This is a genomic window from Haliea sp. E17 (genome assembly GCF_048323675.1).
In the GTDB taxonomy this organism is placed as follows: Bacteria; Pseudomonadota; Gammaproteobacteria; order Pseudomonadales; family Halieaceae; genus Mangrovimicrobium.
The window spans coordinates 180,788-196,642 of record NZ_JBLWFK010000006.1; the positions used below are offsets into that span (position 1 = coordinate 180,788).

The 15,855-nt window shown below is 65.8% G+C and carries 14 protein-coding genes; 11 read left to right on the top strand and 3 right to left on the bottom strand.

Annotated features, from left to right (window positions below):
• Positions 1 to 56 precede the first annotated feature (56 nt).
• From ACNKU3_RS16855 to ACNKU3_RS16875, 5 genes are read left to right on the top strand one after another with little or no spacing between them, the layout of a single operon-like run.
• Entirely contained in the window at positions 57 to 1,982 is a 1,926-nt protein-coding gene (locus ACNKU3_RS16855) for an FAD-dependent oxidoreductase (RefSeq protein WP_418260718.1), read from the top strand.
• 18 nt (positions 1,983 to 2,000) lie between these two features.
• On the top strand, positions 2,001 to 3,422 hold the full coding sequence (locus ACNKU3_RS16860) for a hypothetical protein (protein WP_418260719.1): 1,422 nt from the start codon (positions 2,001 to 2,003) through the stop codon (positions 3,420 to 3,422).
• Positions 3,423 to 3,440: 18 nt separating this feature from the next.
• Positions 3,441 to 4,019: a Tll0287-like domain-containing protein gene (locus ACNKU3_RS16865; protein ID WP_418260720.1), complete on the top strand. Its 579-nt coding sequence runs from the start codon at positions 3,441 to 3,443 to the stop codon at positions 4,017 to 4,019.
• On the top strand, positions 4,006 to 4,365 hold the full coding sequence (locus tag ACNKU3_RS16870; protein ID WP_418260721.1) for a c-type cytochrome: 360 nt from the start codon (positions 4,006 to 4,008) through the stop codon (positions 4,363 to 4,365). The genes ACNKU3_RS16865 and ACNKU3_RS16870 overlap by 14 nt, the downstream gene beginning before the upstream one ends.
• Before the next feature lie 27 nt (positions 4,366 to 4,392).
• Positions 4,393 to 4,797 carry a globin family protein gene (locus tag ACNKU3_RS16875; protein ID WP_418260722.1) on the top strand — a complete coding sequence of 135 codons (405 nt, stop codon included), beginning with the start codon at positions 4,393 to 4,395 and terminating at the stop codon, positions 4,795 to 4,797.
• A gap of 65 nt (positions 4,798 to 4,862) precedes the next feature.
• On the opposite strand, the gene ACNKU3_RS16880 is transcribed toward ACNKU3_RS16875, so the two are convergent.
• Together ACNKU3_RS16880 and ACNKU3_RS16885 are read right to left on the bottom strand one after the other, a co-directional pair.
• The gene (locus ACNKU3_RS16880; RefSeq protein WP_418260723.1) at positions 4,863 to 5,933 is read right to left on the bottom strand and encodes a Glu/Leu/Phe/Val family dehydrogenase; all 1,071 of its coding nucleotides are present in this window, start codon (positions 5,931 to 5,933) and stop codon (positions 4,863 to 4,865) included.
• 35 nt (positions 5,934 to 5,968) lie between these two features.
• Positions 5,969 to 9,469, bottom strand: coding sequence for an indolepyruvate ferredoxin oxidoreductase family protein (locus ACNKU3_RS16885; RefSeq protein ID WP_418260724.1), 3,501 nt, complete (start codon positions 9,467 to 9,469; stop codon positions 5,969 to 5,971).
• Positions 9,470 to 9,597: 128 nt separating this feature from the next.
• On the opposite strand from ACNKU3_RS16885, the gene ACNKU3_RS16890 reads away from it, so the two are divergent.
• From ACNKU3_RS16890 to ACNKU3_RS16905, 4 genes are all read left to right on the top strand, one after another.
• Positions 9,598 to 10,074, top strand: a complete 477-nt coding sequence (locus ACNKU3_RS16890) for an Lrp/AsnC family transcriptional regulator (RefSeq protein WP_418260725.1) — start codon at positions 9,598 to 9,600, stop codon at positions 10,072 to 10,074.
• A 99-nt stretch (positions 10,075 to 10,173) separates the two neighbouring features.
• Complete coding sequence (locus ACNKU3_RS16895) at positions 10,174 to 10,494, top strand: YbjQ family protein (protein ID WP_418260726.1); 321 nt, start codon at positions 10,174 to 10,176, stop codon at positions 10,492 to 10,494.
• A 3-nt stretch (positions 10,495 to 10,497) separates the two neighbouring features.
• The gene (locus tag ACNKU3_RS16900; RefSeq protein ID WP_418260727.1) at positions 10,498 to 10,971 is read left to right on the top strand and encodes a YbjQ family protein; all 474 of its coding nucleotides are present in this window, start codon (positions 10,498 to 10,500) and stop codon (positions 10,969 to 10,971) included.
• Entirely contained in the window at positions 10,968 to 11,867 is a 900-nt protein-coding gene (locus ACNKU3_RS16905; protein WP_418260728.1) for a M48 family metallopeptidase, read from the top strand. The genes ACNKU3_RS16900 and ACNKU3_RS16905 overlap by 4 nt, the downstream gene beginning before the upstream one ends.
• On the opposite strand, the gene ACNKU3_RS16910 is transcribed toward ACNKU3_RS16905, so the two are convergent.
• The gene (locus tag ACNKU3_RS16910) at positions 11,859 to 12,737 is read right to left on the bottom strand and encodes a DUF3667 domain-containing protein (protein WP_418260729.1); all 879 of its coding nucleotides are present in this window, start codon (positions 12,735 to 12,737) and stop codon (positions 11,859 to 11,861) included. The genes ACNKU3_RS16905 and ACNKU3_RS16910 overlap by 9 nt on opposite strands.
• A gap of 89 nt (positions 12,738 to 12,826) precedes the next feature.
• Here ACNKU3_RS16910 and ACNKU3_RS16915 point away from each other — a divergent pair, with 89 nt between their 5' ends.
• Positions 12,827 to 14,083: a valine--pyruvate transaminase gene (locus ACNKU3_RS16915; RefSeq protein WP_418260730.1), complete on the top strand. Its 1,257-nt coding sequence runs from the start codon at positions 12,827 to 12,829 to the stop codon at positions 14,081 to 14,083.
• Positions 14,084 to 14,243: 160 nt separating this feature from the next.
• Positions 14,244 to 15,824: an AsmA family protein gene (locus tag ACNKU3_RS16920; protein WP_418260731.1), complete on the top strand. Its 1,581-nt coding sequence runs from the start codon at positions 14,244 to 14,246 to the stop codon at positions 15,822 to 15,824.
• Positions 15,825 to 15,855 lie beyond the last annotated feature (31 nt).

The window sequence follows — 15,855 nt, forward strand, 5'->3', positions numbered from 1 at the left end:
CAGCGACTAGCGAACAATCTCCAGCACCCACTGGCCAGGCAAGGGCACTGCCGCCAGTGGTAATCGTGGGGGCCGGACCGGTCGGCGTGCGGGCGTTGCGGGAAGTGCGCCGCTGCCGACCGGAACAACCGGTCATCCTCTATGGCGACGAACGCCATGACCCCTACAACCGGGTGCAGCTCAGCGGCCTGCTCAGCGGCGAGCACAAGCTCCACGAACTGGCCCTCGCCACCGACGTCCTCGCCGACGAGGACCAGTACATCGAATTCCGCCGCTGCCGGGTCAGCGCCATCGACCCGGGCAGCCACACCATCACCGATGCCCGCGGCCACCGCCAGGCCTACGGCAGCCTGATCCTCGCCACCGGCTCGCGGCCTTTCGTTCCGGCCATCGCCGGCGCCGGGCTGCCCGGCGTCTATACCTTCCGCGACATGGCCGACGCCGAGCGGCTTGCGGCGCGCCGGGTACAGAGCAAGCACACCGTGGTACTGGGCGCCGGCCTGCTCGGTATCGAGGCCGCCCACGGCATGCTGCGCCACCACACCCGGGTCACCCTGGTCGACCACAACCCGCACCCGATGTTCCGGCAGCTGGACCCTGCCGCGGGCGGTATCCTGGCAGGGCAGATAGAGGAAGCGGGCATCGAACTCCTGCTCGGCACCAGCATCCGGATGCTGATCGGTACCGGCAAGGTGGAGGGCGTGGTACTGCGCGACGGCACCGAACTGGCCTGCGACACCGTCATCGTCGCCACCGGCATCCGCCCCAATACGGACCTCGCAGTACAGGCGGGCCTGGCCTACGGCCGCGGCATCACCGTCAACCCGGCCATGCAGACCTCCGCCCCCGACATCTACGCCGTGGGCGAGTGCTGCGAGGTAGCCGGCGAGGTCTTCGGCCTGGTCGCCCCCGGGCTGGAACAGGCGGGCATCGCGGCGCGCAATATCGCCCGCAACCCGCCCCCGGCCAGCTACCACCAGCGACAGCAGGCGACCAGCCTCAAGGTCGCCGGCCTGCCGGTGTTCAGCATGGGCGTGGCGGACCCGCCCCTGAGCATGCACACCGTAACCTGGCGCGAGGGCGGCAGCTATCGCCGCCTCTCGCTGGTGGCGGGACACATCGTCAGTATCAACGCCGTGGGCGACTGGCCGCAGCTGTCCGCCCTGCGGGAAATGGCGCGCAAGCGCCAGTGGGTCTCGCCCTGGCAGCTCTGGCGCTTCCGCAAGACCGGTGAACTGCTGGCCGAGGAGGCCGCCGGCGACATCGCCAGCTGGCCCGCCTCCGCCATCGTTTGCAACTGCAACGCGGTTTGCGCCGGAGACCTGCGCGCGGCCATAAGCGCCGGCGCCGCCACACCTGCCGTACTGACCGCCCGCACCCTGGCCGGTAGCGGCTGCGGTTCCTGCAAGCCGCTCCTGCAGGAGATGCTCGGCAGCACCGCCCCGGTGGAGCCGGGCAAGGGCTGGCGCACCCTCGCCGGCCTGGCCACACCCGCCCTGCTGGTCGCCCTGGTGGCGCTGGTCCTGTCCCTGCCCTACCCGCAGACCGTGCAGCTGGACTGGGACTGGGGCGACCTGTGGCGCAACGACCTGTTCAAGCAGGTCAGCGGTTTCACCATTCTCGGCCTCAGCGCCGTCAGCGTGCTGTTTTCCCTGCGCAAGCGCATGCGCTGGCTGCGCCGACTCGGGGACTTTGCCTGGTGGCGTATCGCCCATGTACTGCTGACCGCGCTGGCGCTGTTGGCGCTGGCGGTGCACACCGGTTTCCGCATGGGCAGCCAGCTGAATTTCGCCCTCAGCCTGACCTTTGTCGCGCTGCTGGTGGCCGGCGGCGTACTCGCCGCCGGCATCGCCTTCGAACACCGGCTGGCCCCGGCACAGGCGCGCCGCCTGCGCAGCGTCGGCCTGTGGAGCCACGTGCTGCTGTCGTGGCCGCTGCCGGCGCTGCTGGCAGCGCACATTCTCAAGACCTACTACTTCTAGCCCCGGATATGTGGATGTATGACGAACAGGAACGCAAGCCTCTGGACCCTCTGGCTGGTATTGACGGTCGCGCTGGGTGGCTGGCTGCTGTACACCCTGTTCAAGGGCGAGGAGGCCGCTAAAACCGTGTTCCTCCCCGGCACCACCAGCCCCGGCCACCACCAGATCGAAGAGGTCTGCAGCGCCTGCCACGGCGCCTCCTTCTCCGACCTGGATACCATGCAGGAGAAATGCGAGGGCTGTCATGCCGACGCCCTGAAAGCCGCCAAGGACGACCACCCGAAATCCAAGTTCACCGACCCGCGCAACGCCGACCGCATCGCCGTGCTGGACGCGCGCTACTGCGTCACCTGCCACGTCGAACACCGGCCGGAGATCACCTTCGAGATGGGCGTCACCATCCCGCCGGATACCTGCTACCTCTGCCATGAGGACATCGCCGAGGACCGGCCCAGCCACGCGGGCATGGGCTTCGACACCTGCACCAGCGCCGGCTGCCACAATTTCCACGACAATACCGCGCTGTACGAGGACTTCCTGCTGCGCCACGCCCACGCGGCGCCCACGGATTTCGAGGGGCGACTGCTGCAGGCGAACCTTGCCGAAATCGCCGAGCAGCTGCCCGACTACCCGCTGGACAAATGGCCGATAGCGGCGGCAACCCTCGAACAGCAGCAACTGCCCGAAGGGGTCAACGCGGATGCGCACATCGCCGAAGACTGGCTGGCCAGCGGCCACGCGCGCTCGGGGGTCGGCTGCAACGCCTGCCACATTCCCGCCGCCAGCGAGGACAATCCCGATCCGGCCTGGACCGACCACCCCGACCAGACGGCCTGTGCCGCCTGCCACCAGGGCGAGGTCCAGGGTTTTGTCGCCGGCCGCCACGGCATGCGCCTGGACGCCGCCAACCTGGGCAAACAGCTCTCACCGCTGACCACCGACATGGCGCGCCTGCCGATGCAGGCCGACGCCGCCGGCCGCGAACTGACCTGCCAGTCCTGCCACGGCGCCCACCGCTACGACACCCGCGAGGCCCAGGTGGAGAGCTGCCTGGGCTGCCACGCGGACGAGCACTCGCTGGCCTACCGGGATTCGAAACACTACCAGCTGTGGCAGGCGGAGCTGTCCGGCGCGGCGGAGGCGGGCAGCGGTGTCACCTGCACCAGCTGCCACATGCCGCGCAGCGAGAAGGACTACTACTGGGGCACCTTCATCCACCACGAGGTCCAGCACAACCAGTCCGCCAACCTGAAACCCAACGAGAAGATGATCCGCCCCGTGTGCCAGAGCTGCCACGGCCTCGGCTTCACCATCGACGCGCTGGCCGATCGCACCCTGATCGACAGCAACTTTTCCCAGCCCCCGTCCGTGCATATCCAGAGCATCGACCTCGCCGAAAAGCGGGCCGCTGCCGCGGAGGCAAGGGCGAACACACCCTGACCCCAGAGGACTTCCGTTATGATCCCATTGCGCAAAACCCTGCTCGCCACCGGTCTCGCTTCACTCATGGCCCTGCCCATGACCAGCCAGGCCGACGAAGCCAGCACCCCCATGTTCACCCCCAAGCAGATGACCGACTGGCTGCACCTGGTCATGTCGTCTGACCGCACCGTGTACACCCGCATGATCGTCAACCGCCTGCAGAACAAGGAAAAGGTGATCAAGGCAAGCGAGCACTTCGAGGACGAAAAGGCCCTGGTGCTGCCGGCACAGATGTTCCGCTTCGGCGCCGAGATGGTCGGCGAGGCCACCGACGACTTCTCCTACTCGCTGCTCAGCGAGTGGCCGATCAACAAGCAGAACGCGCCGCGCACCGAGGTGGAGAAAACCGGCCTGGCCTACGTCGCCGCCAACAAGGGCGAGAACTACTACGCCACCGAGGAACTGGGCGGCAAGAAGTACTTCACCGCGGTCTACGCCGACACCGCCGTCGCACCGGCCTGCGTGACCTGCCACAACGACCACAAGGACACGCCGCGCAGCGACTTCAAGATTGGCGACGTGATGGGCGGAGTAGTTATCCGTGTACCGCTATAGCCTGGTAGCGGGACTGGCACTGCTGGCAGGCGCCGCCCAGGGCGAGGACTACCCGGAATTCCCCGGGGAGCGCTTCGCCCTGGGCCGCTCCGTGTGGGTCGAGAACTGTGCCACCTGCCACGCCTATGGCATAGCCGGCGCCCCGCTGGCCACCGATGCCAGCAAGTGGGAACCACGGGTCGCCAAGGGCCGGGACGTGCTCTACGAGCACGCCCTGGAGGGCTTTTACGGCCCCGGCAGCACCATGATGCCGGCGCGCGGCGGCAACGACAGCCTTAGCGACGAACAGGTGACAGCGGCCGTGGATTACATGGTCAAGCTCGCCACCGGCACCGAATTTGACTGAATTGCATCTGGATAACGAGGACACACTATGAATCCCGAACAAATCGTATTGGTAAAACAGAGCTGGGCGCAGGTCGTGCCGATTTCCGAGCAGGCCGCCGAGCTGTTCTACGGCAAGCTGTTCGAACTCAACCCGGACTACCGGGAGCTGTTCAAGGGCGATATGAAAAGCCAGGGCAAGAAACTGATGACCATGATCAACACCGCTGTCGGCTCCCTGGATGACCTGTCAGCGGTGGTGCCCGCGGTGCAGGACCTGGGCAAGCGGCACGTCGGCTACGGGGTCACAGACGAGGACTACAACACCGTCGCGGCGGCCCTGCTGTGGACCCTCGGCCAGGGCCTGGGCGATGGATTCACCCCCGAGGTAGAAGAGGCCTGGACCATCACCTATACCACCCTGGCCAATGTGATGATCGAGGCGAGCAAGTAAAAAGTGGGGGTCAGAGCCCTTTTCTTCACAGAAGAAAAGGGCTCTGACCCCCCATCCTCTTTTCCTTACCCCGCCGCCTTCAGCGGCGCCCTACCCAGCCGCGCCCGCTCCAGGATCTCCTCCGCCATCGCCTCGGCGACCTCCTCGGTGGTGTGCCCGCTCGCCTCGGCCCGCCGCAGCACTTCCAGCAGGCTGCCCTCGATACGCCCGACATGCTCCTGGCGCAGCGTGTCCGGGGAACCGAGGCGCTGGTGGTGCACATCGATGATACCGCCGGCATTCACGAGAAAATCCGGGCAATAGAGGATACCGCGATCGCGCAGCTGCGCGGCGTCGTGCTCCGTAGCCAGCTGGTTGTTGGCGGAGCCGCAGACGATGCCGGCCCGCAGTGCGGCGATACTGCGCTCATTGAGCACCGCCCCCATGGCGCAGGGGGCGAAGATATCGGCTTCCACAGCGAGGATCTCTCCGCTGTCGACGGTGAACACCCCCAGGTCATCGACGGCCCGGCGCAGGTTCGCCGCGTTGACATCAGCGCCTATCACCTCGGCGCCCGCATTGCGCAGGAATTTCGCCAGGTAGTAACCCACGTGGCCGAGGCCCTGCACCGCCACTTTCAGGCCCTGCAGGGATTTCTCGCCGGTCCGGTAGAACACCGCCGCGCGCATGCCCAGGAATACCCCGTAGGCGGTGCTCGGCGAGGGGTCGCCGCCGTACTGGTTGTCCTCGAGGCCGCTGACCCAGCGGGTGCGTTCGGCCATCACCCGGATATCGGCGACCCCGGTCCCGGAATCCTCTGCCGCCACGTAGCGCCCGCCCAGGGTGTCGATGAACTCGCCCATGGCGAGCAGCAGCTCGCGGCTCTTGTCCTTCTGCGGGTCGCCGATGATCACCGACTTGCCTCCGCCAAAAGGCAGCCCCGCCAGCGCCGACTTGTAGGTCATGCCGCGCGACAGCCGCAGCACGTCGTGCAGCGCGGCGTCCTCATCCGCGTAGGGAAACATCCGGCAACCGCCGACGGCCGGGCCCAGGGTCGTATCGTGCACCGCGATAATCGCGCGCAGCCCGCTGGCATTCGCGCTGGAAAAAGTGACCAGCTCGTGCCGGTCATAGGCGGGGGCGGAAAACACACTCATTGCCAATCCTCGTTGATGTCGGTGTCAATTCAGGTTCATGCCGCGTCGACGAAGCGCACTGCCGACGCCGGTACTTCGCCGCGCAGTTGTGCCAGCAGGTGGTCGCGACGCTGCGCCAGTTGCTCGCGATTGCGGTCCTTCACGTGTCCAAAGCCGCGCAGCTGTGCCGGCAGTTGCGCCAGCTCCAGTGCGATGGCGTAGTTGTCGTCGCGCAAATCCCCCAGCACGCTGTCGAGGAGCGCCTGGTAATCGGCGATATCGCTGCGTTCACGGCGGCGCTCCGCGGTGTAACCGAAGATATCCAGGCGGCTGCCACGCAGGCCGCGGCATTTCGCCAGCAGGCGGAAGACCGTCAGTATCCAGGGGCCGAACTCGCGCTTGCGCGGCTCGCCGCTGTGCGGGTCGCGCTTGCTGAGCAGGGGGGGCGCGAGGTTGATGCGCAGTGTCAGGTGCCCGGTAAATTGCTGGCGCAGTTTTTTCAGAAACTCGCCGTCGCTGTAGAGGCGCGCGACCTCGTACTCGTCCTTGTAGGCCATCAGTTTGTACAGGTTGCGCGCGGCGGCAATGGTGATCGAGCCGCGTTCACTGGCGCGCGGGTCTGCGGCGCGTACCCTGTCGACAGCGCGGCGGTAGCGCTCGGCATAGGCCGCATCCTGGTAGGCTGTGAGACGGCGGACGCGGTCGGCGATGATGTCGTCGAGGCCCTCCAGACGCGGGGCCGGCGCGGGAGACAGTTCCTCCACCAGGGCCAGCACCTGCTCGGGCTGGTGCGCGCAGCGGCGCCCCCAGAGGAAGGCGCGCTTGTTGAACTCCACGGCCACGCCGTTGAGTTCAATGGCGCGCTCCAGCGCCTGCGCGGACACCGGCACCGTGCCGCGCTGCCAGGCGAAGCCCAGCAGGAACAGGTTGGCGGCGATGGCGTCGCCCATCAGTTGCGTGGCGATACGCGTGGCGTCGATGAAATGGGTGGCGCCCTCGCCGACCTCGTCGCTGATCCGGGTTTTCATCGCGGCACCGGGGAACTTTGCGTCCGGGTTGAGGATGAAGGCGGAAGTCGGCGCTTCGGCTTCGTTGACGATTGCGCGGGTGCGACCATGGGACACCTTGCCCATGGCCTCGTAGGCGGCCGTCACCACCAGGTCGCAGCCCAGCAGCAGGTCCGCCTCGCCGGCCGGAATACGCACCGCCTTGATATCCTCCTGGCTCCGGCTCACCCGCACGTGACTGACCACTGCGCCAAACTTCTGCGCCAGGCCAGTCTGGTTCATGGTCGCGCAGCCCTTGCCTTCGACATGTGCGGCCATCGAAACCAGCGCGGCGATGGTCAGCACACCAGTGCCGCCGACCCCGGTCACCACACCATTCCACGGCGTGTCCAGGCCGGGCAATTGCGGTTCCGGCAGTGCCGCGAACTGCGCGTCGGAGTCCCCCGCGCCCGCGGGCTTGCGCAGCTCGCCGCCGAGGACGGTGACAAAACTGGGGCAGAAACCCCTGGCGCAGCTGTAGTCCTTGTTGCAGGAACTCTGGTCGATCTGGCGCTTGCGGCCGAGTTCGGTCTCCAGCGGCAGTACCGAGAGGCAGTTGGATTTCACGCTGCAGTCGCCGCAGCCTTCGCAGACCGCGTCGTTGATGAACAGCCGTTTCGCCGGGTCTTCCATCGCGCCCTGCTTGCGCCGGCGGCGCTTCTCGGCGGCACAGGTCTGCACGTAGACAATTACCGAGGTGCCCTTGAACTCGCGCAATTCGCGCTGCAGGGCGTCCATTTCATCGCGTCCGTGCAGCGAGTACCCGGACACAGCGGCAAACTCGCCGCGCCAGGCTTCCGGCGCATCCGACACCAGCGCGATCCGGTGCACGCCCTCCGCGCTGACCTGGTGGATGACGTCGCCCACGCTGAGGCTGCCGTCGATGGGCTGGCCACCGGTCATGGCGACCGCATCGTTGTAGAGAATCTTGTAGGTGATGTTCACCCGCGCCGCTACCGCCGCGCGAATCGCCAGCAGGCCGCTGTGGAAATAGGTGCCGTCGCCGAGATTCTGGAAGATGTGCGGCGTTTCGGTGAACGGGGCCTGGCCGATCCAGGTCGCACCCTCACCGCCCATCTGGGTGAATGTGTGGGTCTCGCGGTCGGGCATCCAGGTGGCCATGTAGTGGCAGCCGATGCCGCCGCCGGCGCGACTGCCTTCCGGGACTTTGGTGGAAGTGTTATGGGGGCAGCCGGAACAGAAATGCGGCACCCGCTCGATGATTTCCCGGGGCTGCGCCAGGGAGGCTTCCTTGCGGTTGATCCAGGCGATGCGCTGCTCCATTTGTTCGGAGTGGAAAAAGCGCTTGATCCGGCTGTGAATGGCCAGCGCCACCATGGCCGGGGTCAGCTCACCGAGGTTGGGCAGCAGGTCGCGGCCGTTCTCGTCGAACTCGCCGAACACCCGCGGACGCGAACCAACCGGGTAGTTGTAGAGCTGCCCGGTGAGCTGGTCCTCGATGATGGAGCGCTTTTCCTCCACCACGAGGATTTCCTCCAGGCCCTCGGCAAACTCGTGGGTTGTGCGCGGTTCCAGCGGCCAGGGCATGCCCACCTTGTACACCCGCAGGCCGATCTCGGCGGCGGCTGCCTGGTCGATGCCCATGTCCTCCAGCGCCTGCAGCACGTCCAGGTAGGCCTTGCCGGAGGTGATAATGCCGAAGCGCGGATTGGGACTGTCGATGACGATGCGGTTGATACCGTTGACGCGGGCGAATTCGCGGGCGGCGTAGATCTTGTACTTGTTCAGCCGCAGCTCCTGCTCCAGCGGCTTGTCCGGCCAGCGCGCGTGCACGCCATCCGCCGGCAAGCGGAATTCCTCGGGAATGTGGATCTGGATGCGGCCGGGATCGACAGCGGCGGAGATGGCCGAGTCCATGTTTTCGGTGATCGCCTTGAGCGCCACCCAGCAGCCGCTGTAGCGCGACAGCTCCCAGCCGTAGACGCCGAGGTCGAGGACTTCCTGGACGTTGGCCGGCGCCAGCACCGGCACCGAGGCGCCGATGAACATGTGCTCGGACTGGTGCGGCAGGGTGGAGGATTTGCAGGCGTGGTCGTCCCCCGCCACCGCCAGGACGCCGCCGTACTGGCTGGTGCCGAAGGCGTTGGCGTGCTTGATCACATCCATGGAGCGGTCGACCCCGGGGCCCTTGCCGTACCACATGGCGAACACGCCGTCGTATTTCGCGCCGGCGAACAGGTTGGTCTGCTGGCTGCCCCAGACGGAAGTGGCGGCGAGGTCCTCGTTGACGCCGGGCTGGAACACGACGTTGTGCTGGTCCAGCCAGGGCCGGGCGCGCCACAGGGCCTGGTCGATGCCGCCCAGGGGCGAGCCGCGGTAACCGGAGATGAAGCCGGCGGTGTTGAGGCCGCGCTGGCGGTCGCGCTGCTGTTGCAGCATCGGCAGGCGCACCAGCGCCTCGATACCGGTCATGTACGCGTGGGTGGTGTCGAGGGCGTATTTGTCGTCCAGCGACACGTCCCGCAGCACTGGCGAATGATCCCTGCCCATGATTGGCTCCATTTAGGCGAATTTTGCCTAGTTTGGCCGGCTTCAGGGGAAAAAATTATTTCAAATTACCCCTATAAATGCCATTTAGTGCATAATTTATTCTTAATAATGCATATAGGAGAATAAAAATGACTGAAAGCTTCAACCGCCAGGATATCGACATCCTCAGCCTGCTGCAGCGCGACGCCACCCTCAGTACCAACGCCATTGCCGAGCGCATCAATATCTCCCAGTCACCCTGCTGGCGGCGCATCAACCGGCTGGAGGAAAACGGCGTCATCCGCCGCCGTGTCGCCCTGCTGGACCGCCACGCCCTCGGCATGGAAGTGGTGGTGTTCGCGACCATCAACCTGACCTCCACCGGACGCCAGAACCTGATCGAATTCGAACGCGAGATCGTCCGCCACCCGGAGGTAATGGAGTGCTACACGATGACCGGGATCTGGGACTACATGCTTAAGATCGTCACCCGCGACATCCGCCACTACGAGAATTTCGTGCGCAACACGCTGACCGCCAGCCCCGCTATCCGCGAACTGCATTCGCATATGGCGGTGACCGAGATCAAGAACAGCACGGAGCTGCCCCTGGATACGCAATTGTGAGCCAGTCCCCACAATTGACCGGTAACACTGCAACAGGCTCGCTCGCCGGTGTGGCGCTGGCTATGATGTCGCCTTCATGGACAGGGAGCGCATAACAACATGCTGGTCAGCAATATCGAAGTCATCCCCAACAAGCGGGTCATCAGGCACCTGGGCCTGGTCCAGGGCAGTACCGTGCGCGCCAAGCACGCCGGCCGGGACATCATGGCCAGTTTCAAGAACATCTTCGGCGGTGAACTGGGCAGCTACACCGAACTGCTGCAGGAATCGCGCGACGAAGCGGTTAACCGGATGACCGAACAGGCCGCGGCGATCGGCGCCAACGCGGTGATCAACGTGCGCTTCTCCACCTCCTCCATCGCCGCCGGCGCCGCCGAGATCCTCGCCTACGGCACCGCGGTCGAAATCGCGGACAACTGAGCCGTGGGCGCACTGGCCCAGTTGGGCATTTTTTTCGCCCTGCTGCTGGCGGGCTATCTCTTCGGCCGGCGGGCGGAATCGCGCCACTACCGGGAGATTCGCGAGCGCGAGGACCAGCTGCGGCACCTGCTGGTACTCGCCGAGCGCTTCCCGCCGGAGGGTATGCTGCGCCACCAGAGCCAGCTGGTGAACGGCAGCGTGGTCATTTCCGTGGACTACTTCAAGACCGTGGTGGCCGGCCTGCGCAACCTGGTCGGCGGCAACGTCAGCGCCTACGAAACCCTGCTCGACCGCGCCCGCCGCGAGGCTATCCTGCGCATGCAGGAGCAGGCGGACAGCCTCGGCGCGCAGGCGGTGATCAACATGAAGTTCGAGACCGCGCGGGTCTCCGGCAACGCGGCCCAGGGCCTCGGTTCGGTGGAAGTACTCGCTTACGGCACAGCCCTTATTCCTCCCGGGACAGCGGGATCGCGGTGAGCCTGCCAGAGGGCAATCCACGGATTCCCGAGGGCATCAACGCCCACAACGACAACCCGCTGCGCGAGTTCCTGGTCCTCGCCATCGGGGTGAGCGCGGCGCTGGTATTCGCGGTCGCCGCGCTCAGCCTGTCGATCCACCTCCTTGCCCCCTGCATCCCCTTCGCCTGGGAAGCCCGCGCCCTGCCACAGGATGGCCTGCCGCTCGGACCGACGTCTCCCGACGCCCGTGAAGACGCCGTCGCCGCACTCGGCGCAAGCCTTCTCGAGAGCAGCCTCGCACTGCCCATCGAGGGGGAACCCCCCGCGCAGCGCGTGCCCCCCGCGTACTTCCATTTCCACCTGGTCGATATGGACGCGCCCAACGCCTTTGCCACCCTCGGCGCCAACATCGCTGTCACCCTTCCCCTGTTGAACAGCGTGGATAGTGAAAACGGGCTGGCCATGGTACTGGCCCATGAAATCGCCCACGTGCAACTGCGCCACCCGATCGAGGCCGCCGGGCGAGGGGTGGTGGTGCAGATTGCCCTGGCGGCGCTGCTCGGGCGCAATGCCAACAGCCTGTGGGGCAGCAGCCTGGGAGCTGGCGGCCTGTTCACCCTGCTCAGCTTCAACCGGGAAATGGAACTGGCGGCCGACCGCCGGGCACTGGCCATCCTGCGCCAGCACTACGGCCATACGGCGGGGGCCGACGGGTTTTTCCGCGCCATCGATGACGGCCCGGGGCAATGGGCGGAGTTCACCCGCACCCACCCGAGCAGCGAACGCCGGATCGCACTGATCCGCGAGGCCATGGCTGGCGACAGCGCGGACGCCCACACCCGGCCATTGCCCGAGGCGCTGCGCAGCGCGACCCCGGCTGCGGACCCCGGGGACGGGGAACCGGCACTACAATAGCAGCAGCGCCATCACCGCCACTGCCGCGGAAGCCATCACCATGCAGGCCCCGTAACTGACATAGACAAGCAGCGACTTGCCGAGAGCGCCACCCCAGCCGGAGCCGTAAGCCCGGCGCAGGGCCAGCGGCAGGTAACAGAGCATCCAGAGGATCAGGACACTTCCCGCGCCCTCCCAGAACTTCTCCAGCGCCACGTCCAGCAGGTACAACAGGAACGTAAAGGAATGGTAGTGCAGCGCAAATACCAGGTGCTGCAGGTAGTGGAAGGGCGAAAAGAGATAGGCGAACTGCACCAGCAGGGCAAACAGGGGCAGCAGCAGGAACATCACCTGCGGGGCGTAATCGAGCATCGACTCGACCAGCGGACCGGGGTCGTCGCGCAGGCCGGCGATATTGTGCTCCATGCGCTCCTCGGCCTGGCGCAGCCACTCCGGGCTGTTTTCATTGGTGATCGACAGGTGGATATCGAGGTCGTTGGGGTCGTCGGGCTTTACATTGACCTGCACCAGCGCCTCGCTGTCCGCCGACACCTCGTCCCCCACCACGATAGCGGGGGCGAGACCACTGGACGTCGCGAAGGAAAAGTAGAGAAACAGGCAGAAACTCAGTACCAGGTAAAGCCGCAACGGCGGCAGGTAGCGCGCCCGGCGGCCGGCGAAGTACTCGGCGCTGAGCAGGCCGGGGCGCAGCATCAGGGGGTAGAGGGTGCGCCAGAAGCGTGAGTCGATCTCGATGAAATCGCTGGCCAGGTCCCTCGCCACATCGAGGAAGCGCTGGTCGGCAATGCCCTCGCGCTGGCCGCAATCGGCGCAGTATTGACCGCGCACCACGGCGCCGCAGTTGCGGCAGTGTTTCAGGTCCTGCTCCATCGATCCCCTTCCCCGCGGTTTTTCCCATTATGCACCCGGGCGCGCCCGCGCTAACATAGCGCCCTTCGTTGCCCTGTGAAGATTGTGTCGTGAAGCTGTCCCGATTTGGTGAAAAATTTGCCGGAGAGTCCGGCATCGTCGCATTGATGGACGATCTCGGTACCGCGCTCAATGAGAATCCGGACATGATCTTCATGGGCGGCGGCAACCCTGGCCGGGTGCCGGGCATGGAGGCCGTGTTCGGGGAAAAACTCGAAGCCCTGCTCGCGGACCCGCAACAACGCCACTCCCTGTTCGGTATTTACCAGTCCCCCCAGGGCGACCGCGAATTCCGCCGTGAAATCGCCCGCTTCCTGCAGCAGCAGTTTGGCTGGCAGCTGGGCGAGCAGAACATCGCGATCAGCAACGGCAGCCAGGCGGCCTTTTTCCTGCTGTTCAACATGCTGGCGGGGGAAATGCCCGACGGCAGCAAGCACAGCATCCACCTGCCGCTGGCGCCGGAATACATCGGCTACGCGGATACCGGGCTGTGCGAGGGATTTTTCAGCGCCACCAGGCCCGCCATCGAATTGCTGGATGACCGGCAGTTCAAGTACCACGTGGACTTTTCGCAGTTGCAGGTGGGTGCGGAGGCCGCTGCACTGTGTGTCTCCCGGCCCACCAACCCGACCGGCAACGTACTCACTGACGAGGAGATCGCCCACCTCGACAGTATCGCCCGGGCACAGGGTATCCCGCTGATCATCGACGGCGCCTACGGCCAGCCCTTCCCGGAGATCGTGTTTACCGAGGCCCGGCCCCACTGGAACGAGAACACCATCCTCGCGCTGAGCCTGTCGAAGCTCGGGCTGCCCGGCGTGCGCACCGGCATCCTGGTGGCCCGGGAAGAACTGGTCAGCGCCTTCACCAACGCCAATACCATCGCCAGCCTAGCCTGCGGCACCCTCGGGCCGCTGCTGACCCGCAGCCTGTTCGCCAACGGCGAAATCCGCAGGCTGGCACAGCAGCACGTCACCCCCTTCTACCGGGAGCGCTCGCAACAGGCCGTCGGTTTCTGCCGCGAGCACTTTGGCGACCTGCCCTGGCGGGTGCACAAACCGGAGGGTGCGATCTTCCTCTGGCTGTGGTTCGAGGGCCTGCCGATCAGCAGCCAGGAACTCTACCAGCGCCTGAAGCAGCGCGGTGTGCTGGTCGTGCCGGGGCACAATTTCTTCGTCGGCCTGGAGGACGACTGGCGGCACCGGCAGGAATGCCTGCGGGTCTCTTATGCGATGGACAGCACCACGGTCGAGGCGGGCATCGCCATCATTGCGGAGGAAGTGCGCCGGGCCTACGACGGGGACTGAGCGCCGCCGATTACCGCGGATCCAGCCTACCCCCTCGCCCCAAAACAGGAAATCTCAGCATCACCGACCAGAGGTCTGGATTGCCACAGGGACGCACGACACGAACCCTCGTGCGCTTTTCCGGTCATAATGGGACGTTCGACACTGCTCAAGGTAAACCATGCTGCGCAAGACCCTGCTGATTCTCGCGATTTTCCTCGCACTGATCCTTCTGGCACTGCTGCTCCTGCCCGCCTTCGTGGACAGTAAAAAGCTGCTCGACCCGGTTCTGGCGCAAATCGAGGACAGCAGCGGCATCAGCCTGAAAATCGGCGGTGACGCCAGGCTACGGCTGATCCCGCGCCCGGGCATCAGCCTGCGGGATATTTCTCTGCAGATGCCCGACGATCAGGAACCCGGCCTGCACGCCGACGGCTTCGACCTCGGGCTGCGCCTGTTTCCCCTGCTGTCGCTGCGCGTGGAGGTGGAACGGTTCGCGCTGGATAACCTGACCTTTGCCGCTGCAGCCAGCGGTGCTGACACTCCGCCAGGCGTCGATGTAAGCGGCAAATTCAGTTTCGATGAACGCGCCCGGCTGCTGAACCTCTCCGCGGTGCGGGCCATTCTCAACGGCATCACCGATGACCCGGTGGTGCTGGTGCTGTCAGGGCCTGTCGACATCGAATCCCGCAATGCCGAACTCACACTCGACCTGGAGCATGGCGAGGTCCGGGGCGGAGGCACCCTCAACTACGCTGCGGATGCGAGTCCTGAAGTTGATGCCAAATTGCATCTCAACCGTTTCTCTCCGGCCCTCTATGCCCTGGCCGGCCCCGACGCTGCCGCCGAGGTGGATACATCATCAAGCGCGGCGGGAGCAGAGGTCCTGCCACTGGACGCGCTGCGCGCGATGGACACCCGGGCTGAACTCACAATCGATGAAGTGCTGTGGCAGGGATACGCCATCCACAACCTGCAGGCCCGGCTCCGCGTGGTCAACGGCAACGCCATCCTGCCCGGCATTACCGGCGATGTGTACGGCGGCAAGCTGGCGATGAAGGCAAATCTCAATGCCCAACCCGCCGTTCCCCGTATCAACACCGAAGGCAGCCTCACCGGCGTCGATATCGCCAGCCTGCTGGCGGCCTCCCAGGTGGAGACGGTGCTGACCGGCAGCGCCAACCTGGATTGGGACCTGCGCGGCCAGGGCAACACCGCGGACGCCATCCGCGACAGCCTGCGCGGCCCGATTCACCTCACCACGGACAACGCGGAGCTTACCGCGGTAGGTGTCGAACAGAAACTCTGCGAGGTCGTCGCGCTGGCCAACCGTGAAGCCATGAGCAATGCCCTGCCCGACAGCAGCCAGTTCCAGCAGCTTTCCGCCACCGTCCAACTGGAGAATGGCAGGGCGCTGCTGCAACCGCTGAAGGCGGACTTGCCGGAAATGAGCCTCAGCGGCAAGGGCAAGCTGGACCTGGCAAGCCAGGACTTCGACGCGGTGTTCAACGCCCGGCTGTCGCCGGCGCTGGAGCAGCTCGACCCCGCCTGCCGGGTCAATGAGCGCATTACCAGCATCAAGTGGCCGGTTGAGTGTGAGGGCAATCTCGCCGGCGAGCCGAAGGAATGGTGTTCGGTGGACAGCAAGGAGATTCTCAAGGACCTCGGCGGCAACGAGTTGAAAAACAAATTGCAGGACGAGTTGGAAGACCGCTACGGCAAGGACGCCGGCGACAAGCTGAAGAAACTGTTCGGCAAATAGCCGGGCACATCGCGCCCGTGGATGCGGGCGC

Bases quoted from the DNA above. Each gene is read 5' to 3' on its own strand.
- ACNKU3_RS16860 (WP_418260719.1), top strand. From the start codon at position 2,001: ATGACGAACAGGAACGCAAGCCTCTGGACCCTCTGGCTGGTATTGACG.
- ACNKU3_RS16865 (WP_418260720.1), top strand. From the start codon at position 3,441: ATGATCCCATTGCGCAAAACCCTGCTCGCCACCGGTCTCGCTTCACTC.
- ACNKU3_RS16875 (WP_418260722.1), top strand. From the start codon at position 4,393: ATGAATCCCGAACAAATCGTATTGGTAAAACAGAGCTGGGCGCAGGTC.
- ACNKU3_RS16880 (WP_418260723.1), bottom strand. From the start codon at position 5,933: ATGAGTGTGTTTTCCGCCCCCGCCTATGACCGGCACGAGCTGGTCACT.
- ACNKU3_RS16885 (WP_418260724.1), bottom strand. From the start codon at position 9,469: ATGGGCAGGGATCATTCGCCAGTGCTGCGGGACGTGTCGCTGGACGAC.
- ACNKU3_RS16890 (WP_418260725.1), top strand. From the start codon at position 9,598: ATGACTGAAAGCTTCAACCGCCAGGATATCGACATCCTCAGCCTGCTG.
- ACNKU3_RS16895 (WP_418260726.1), top strand. From the start codon at position 10,174: ATGCTGGTCAGCAATATCGAAGTCATCCCCAACAAGCGGGTCATCAGG.
- ACNKU3_RS16910 (WP_418260729.1), bottom strand. From the start codon at position 12,737: ATGGAGCAGGACCTGAAACACTGCCGCAACTGCGGCGCCGTGGTGCGC.
- ACNKU3_RS16920 (WP_418260731.1), top strand. From the start codon at position 14,244: ATGCTGCGCAAGACCCTGCTGATTCTCGCGATTTTCCTCGCACTGATC.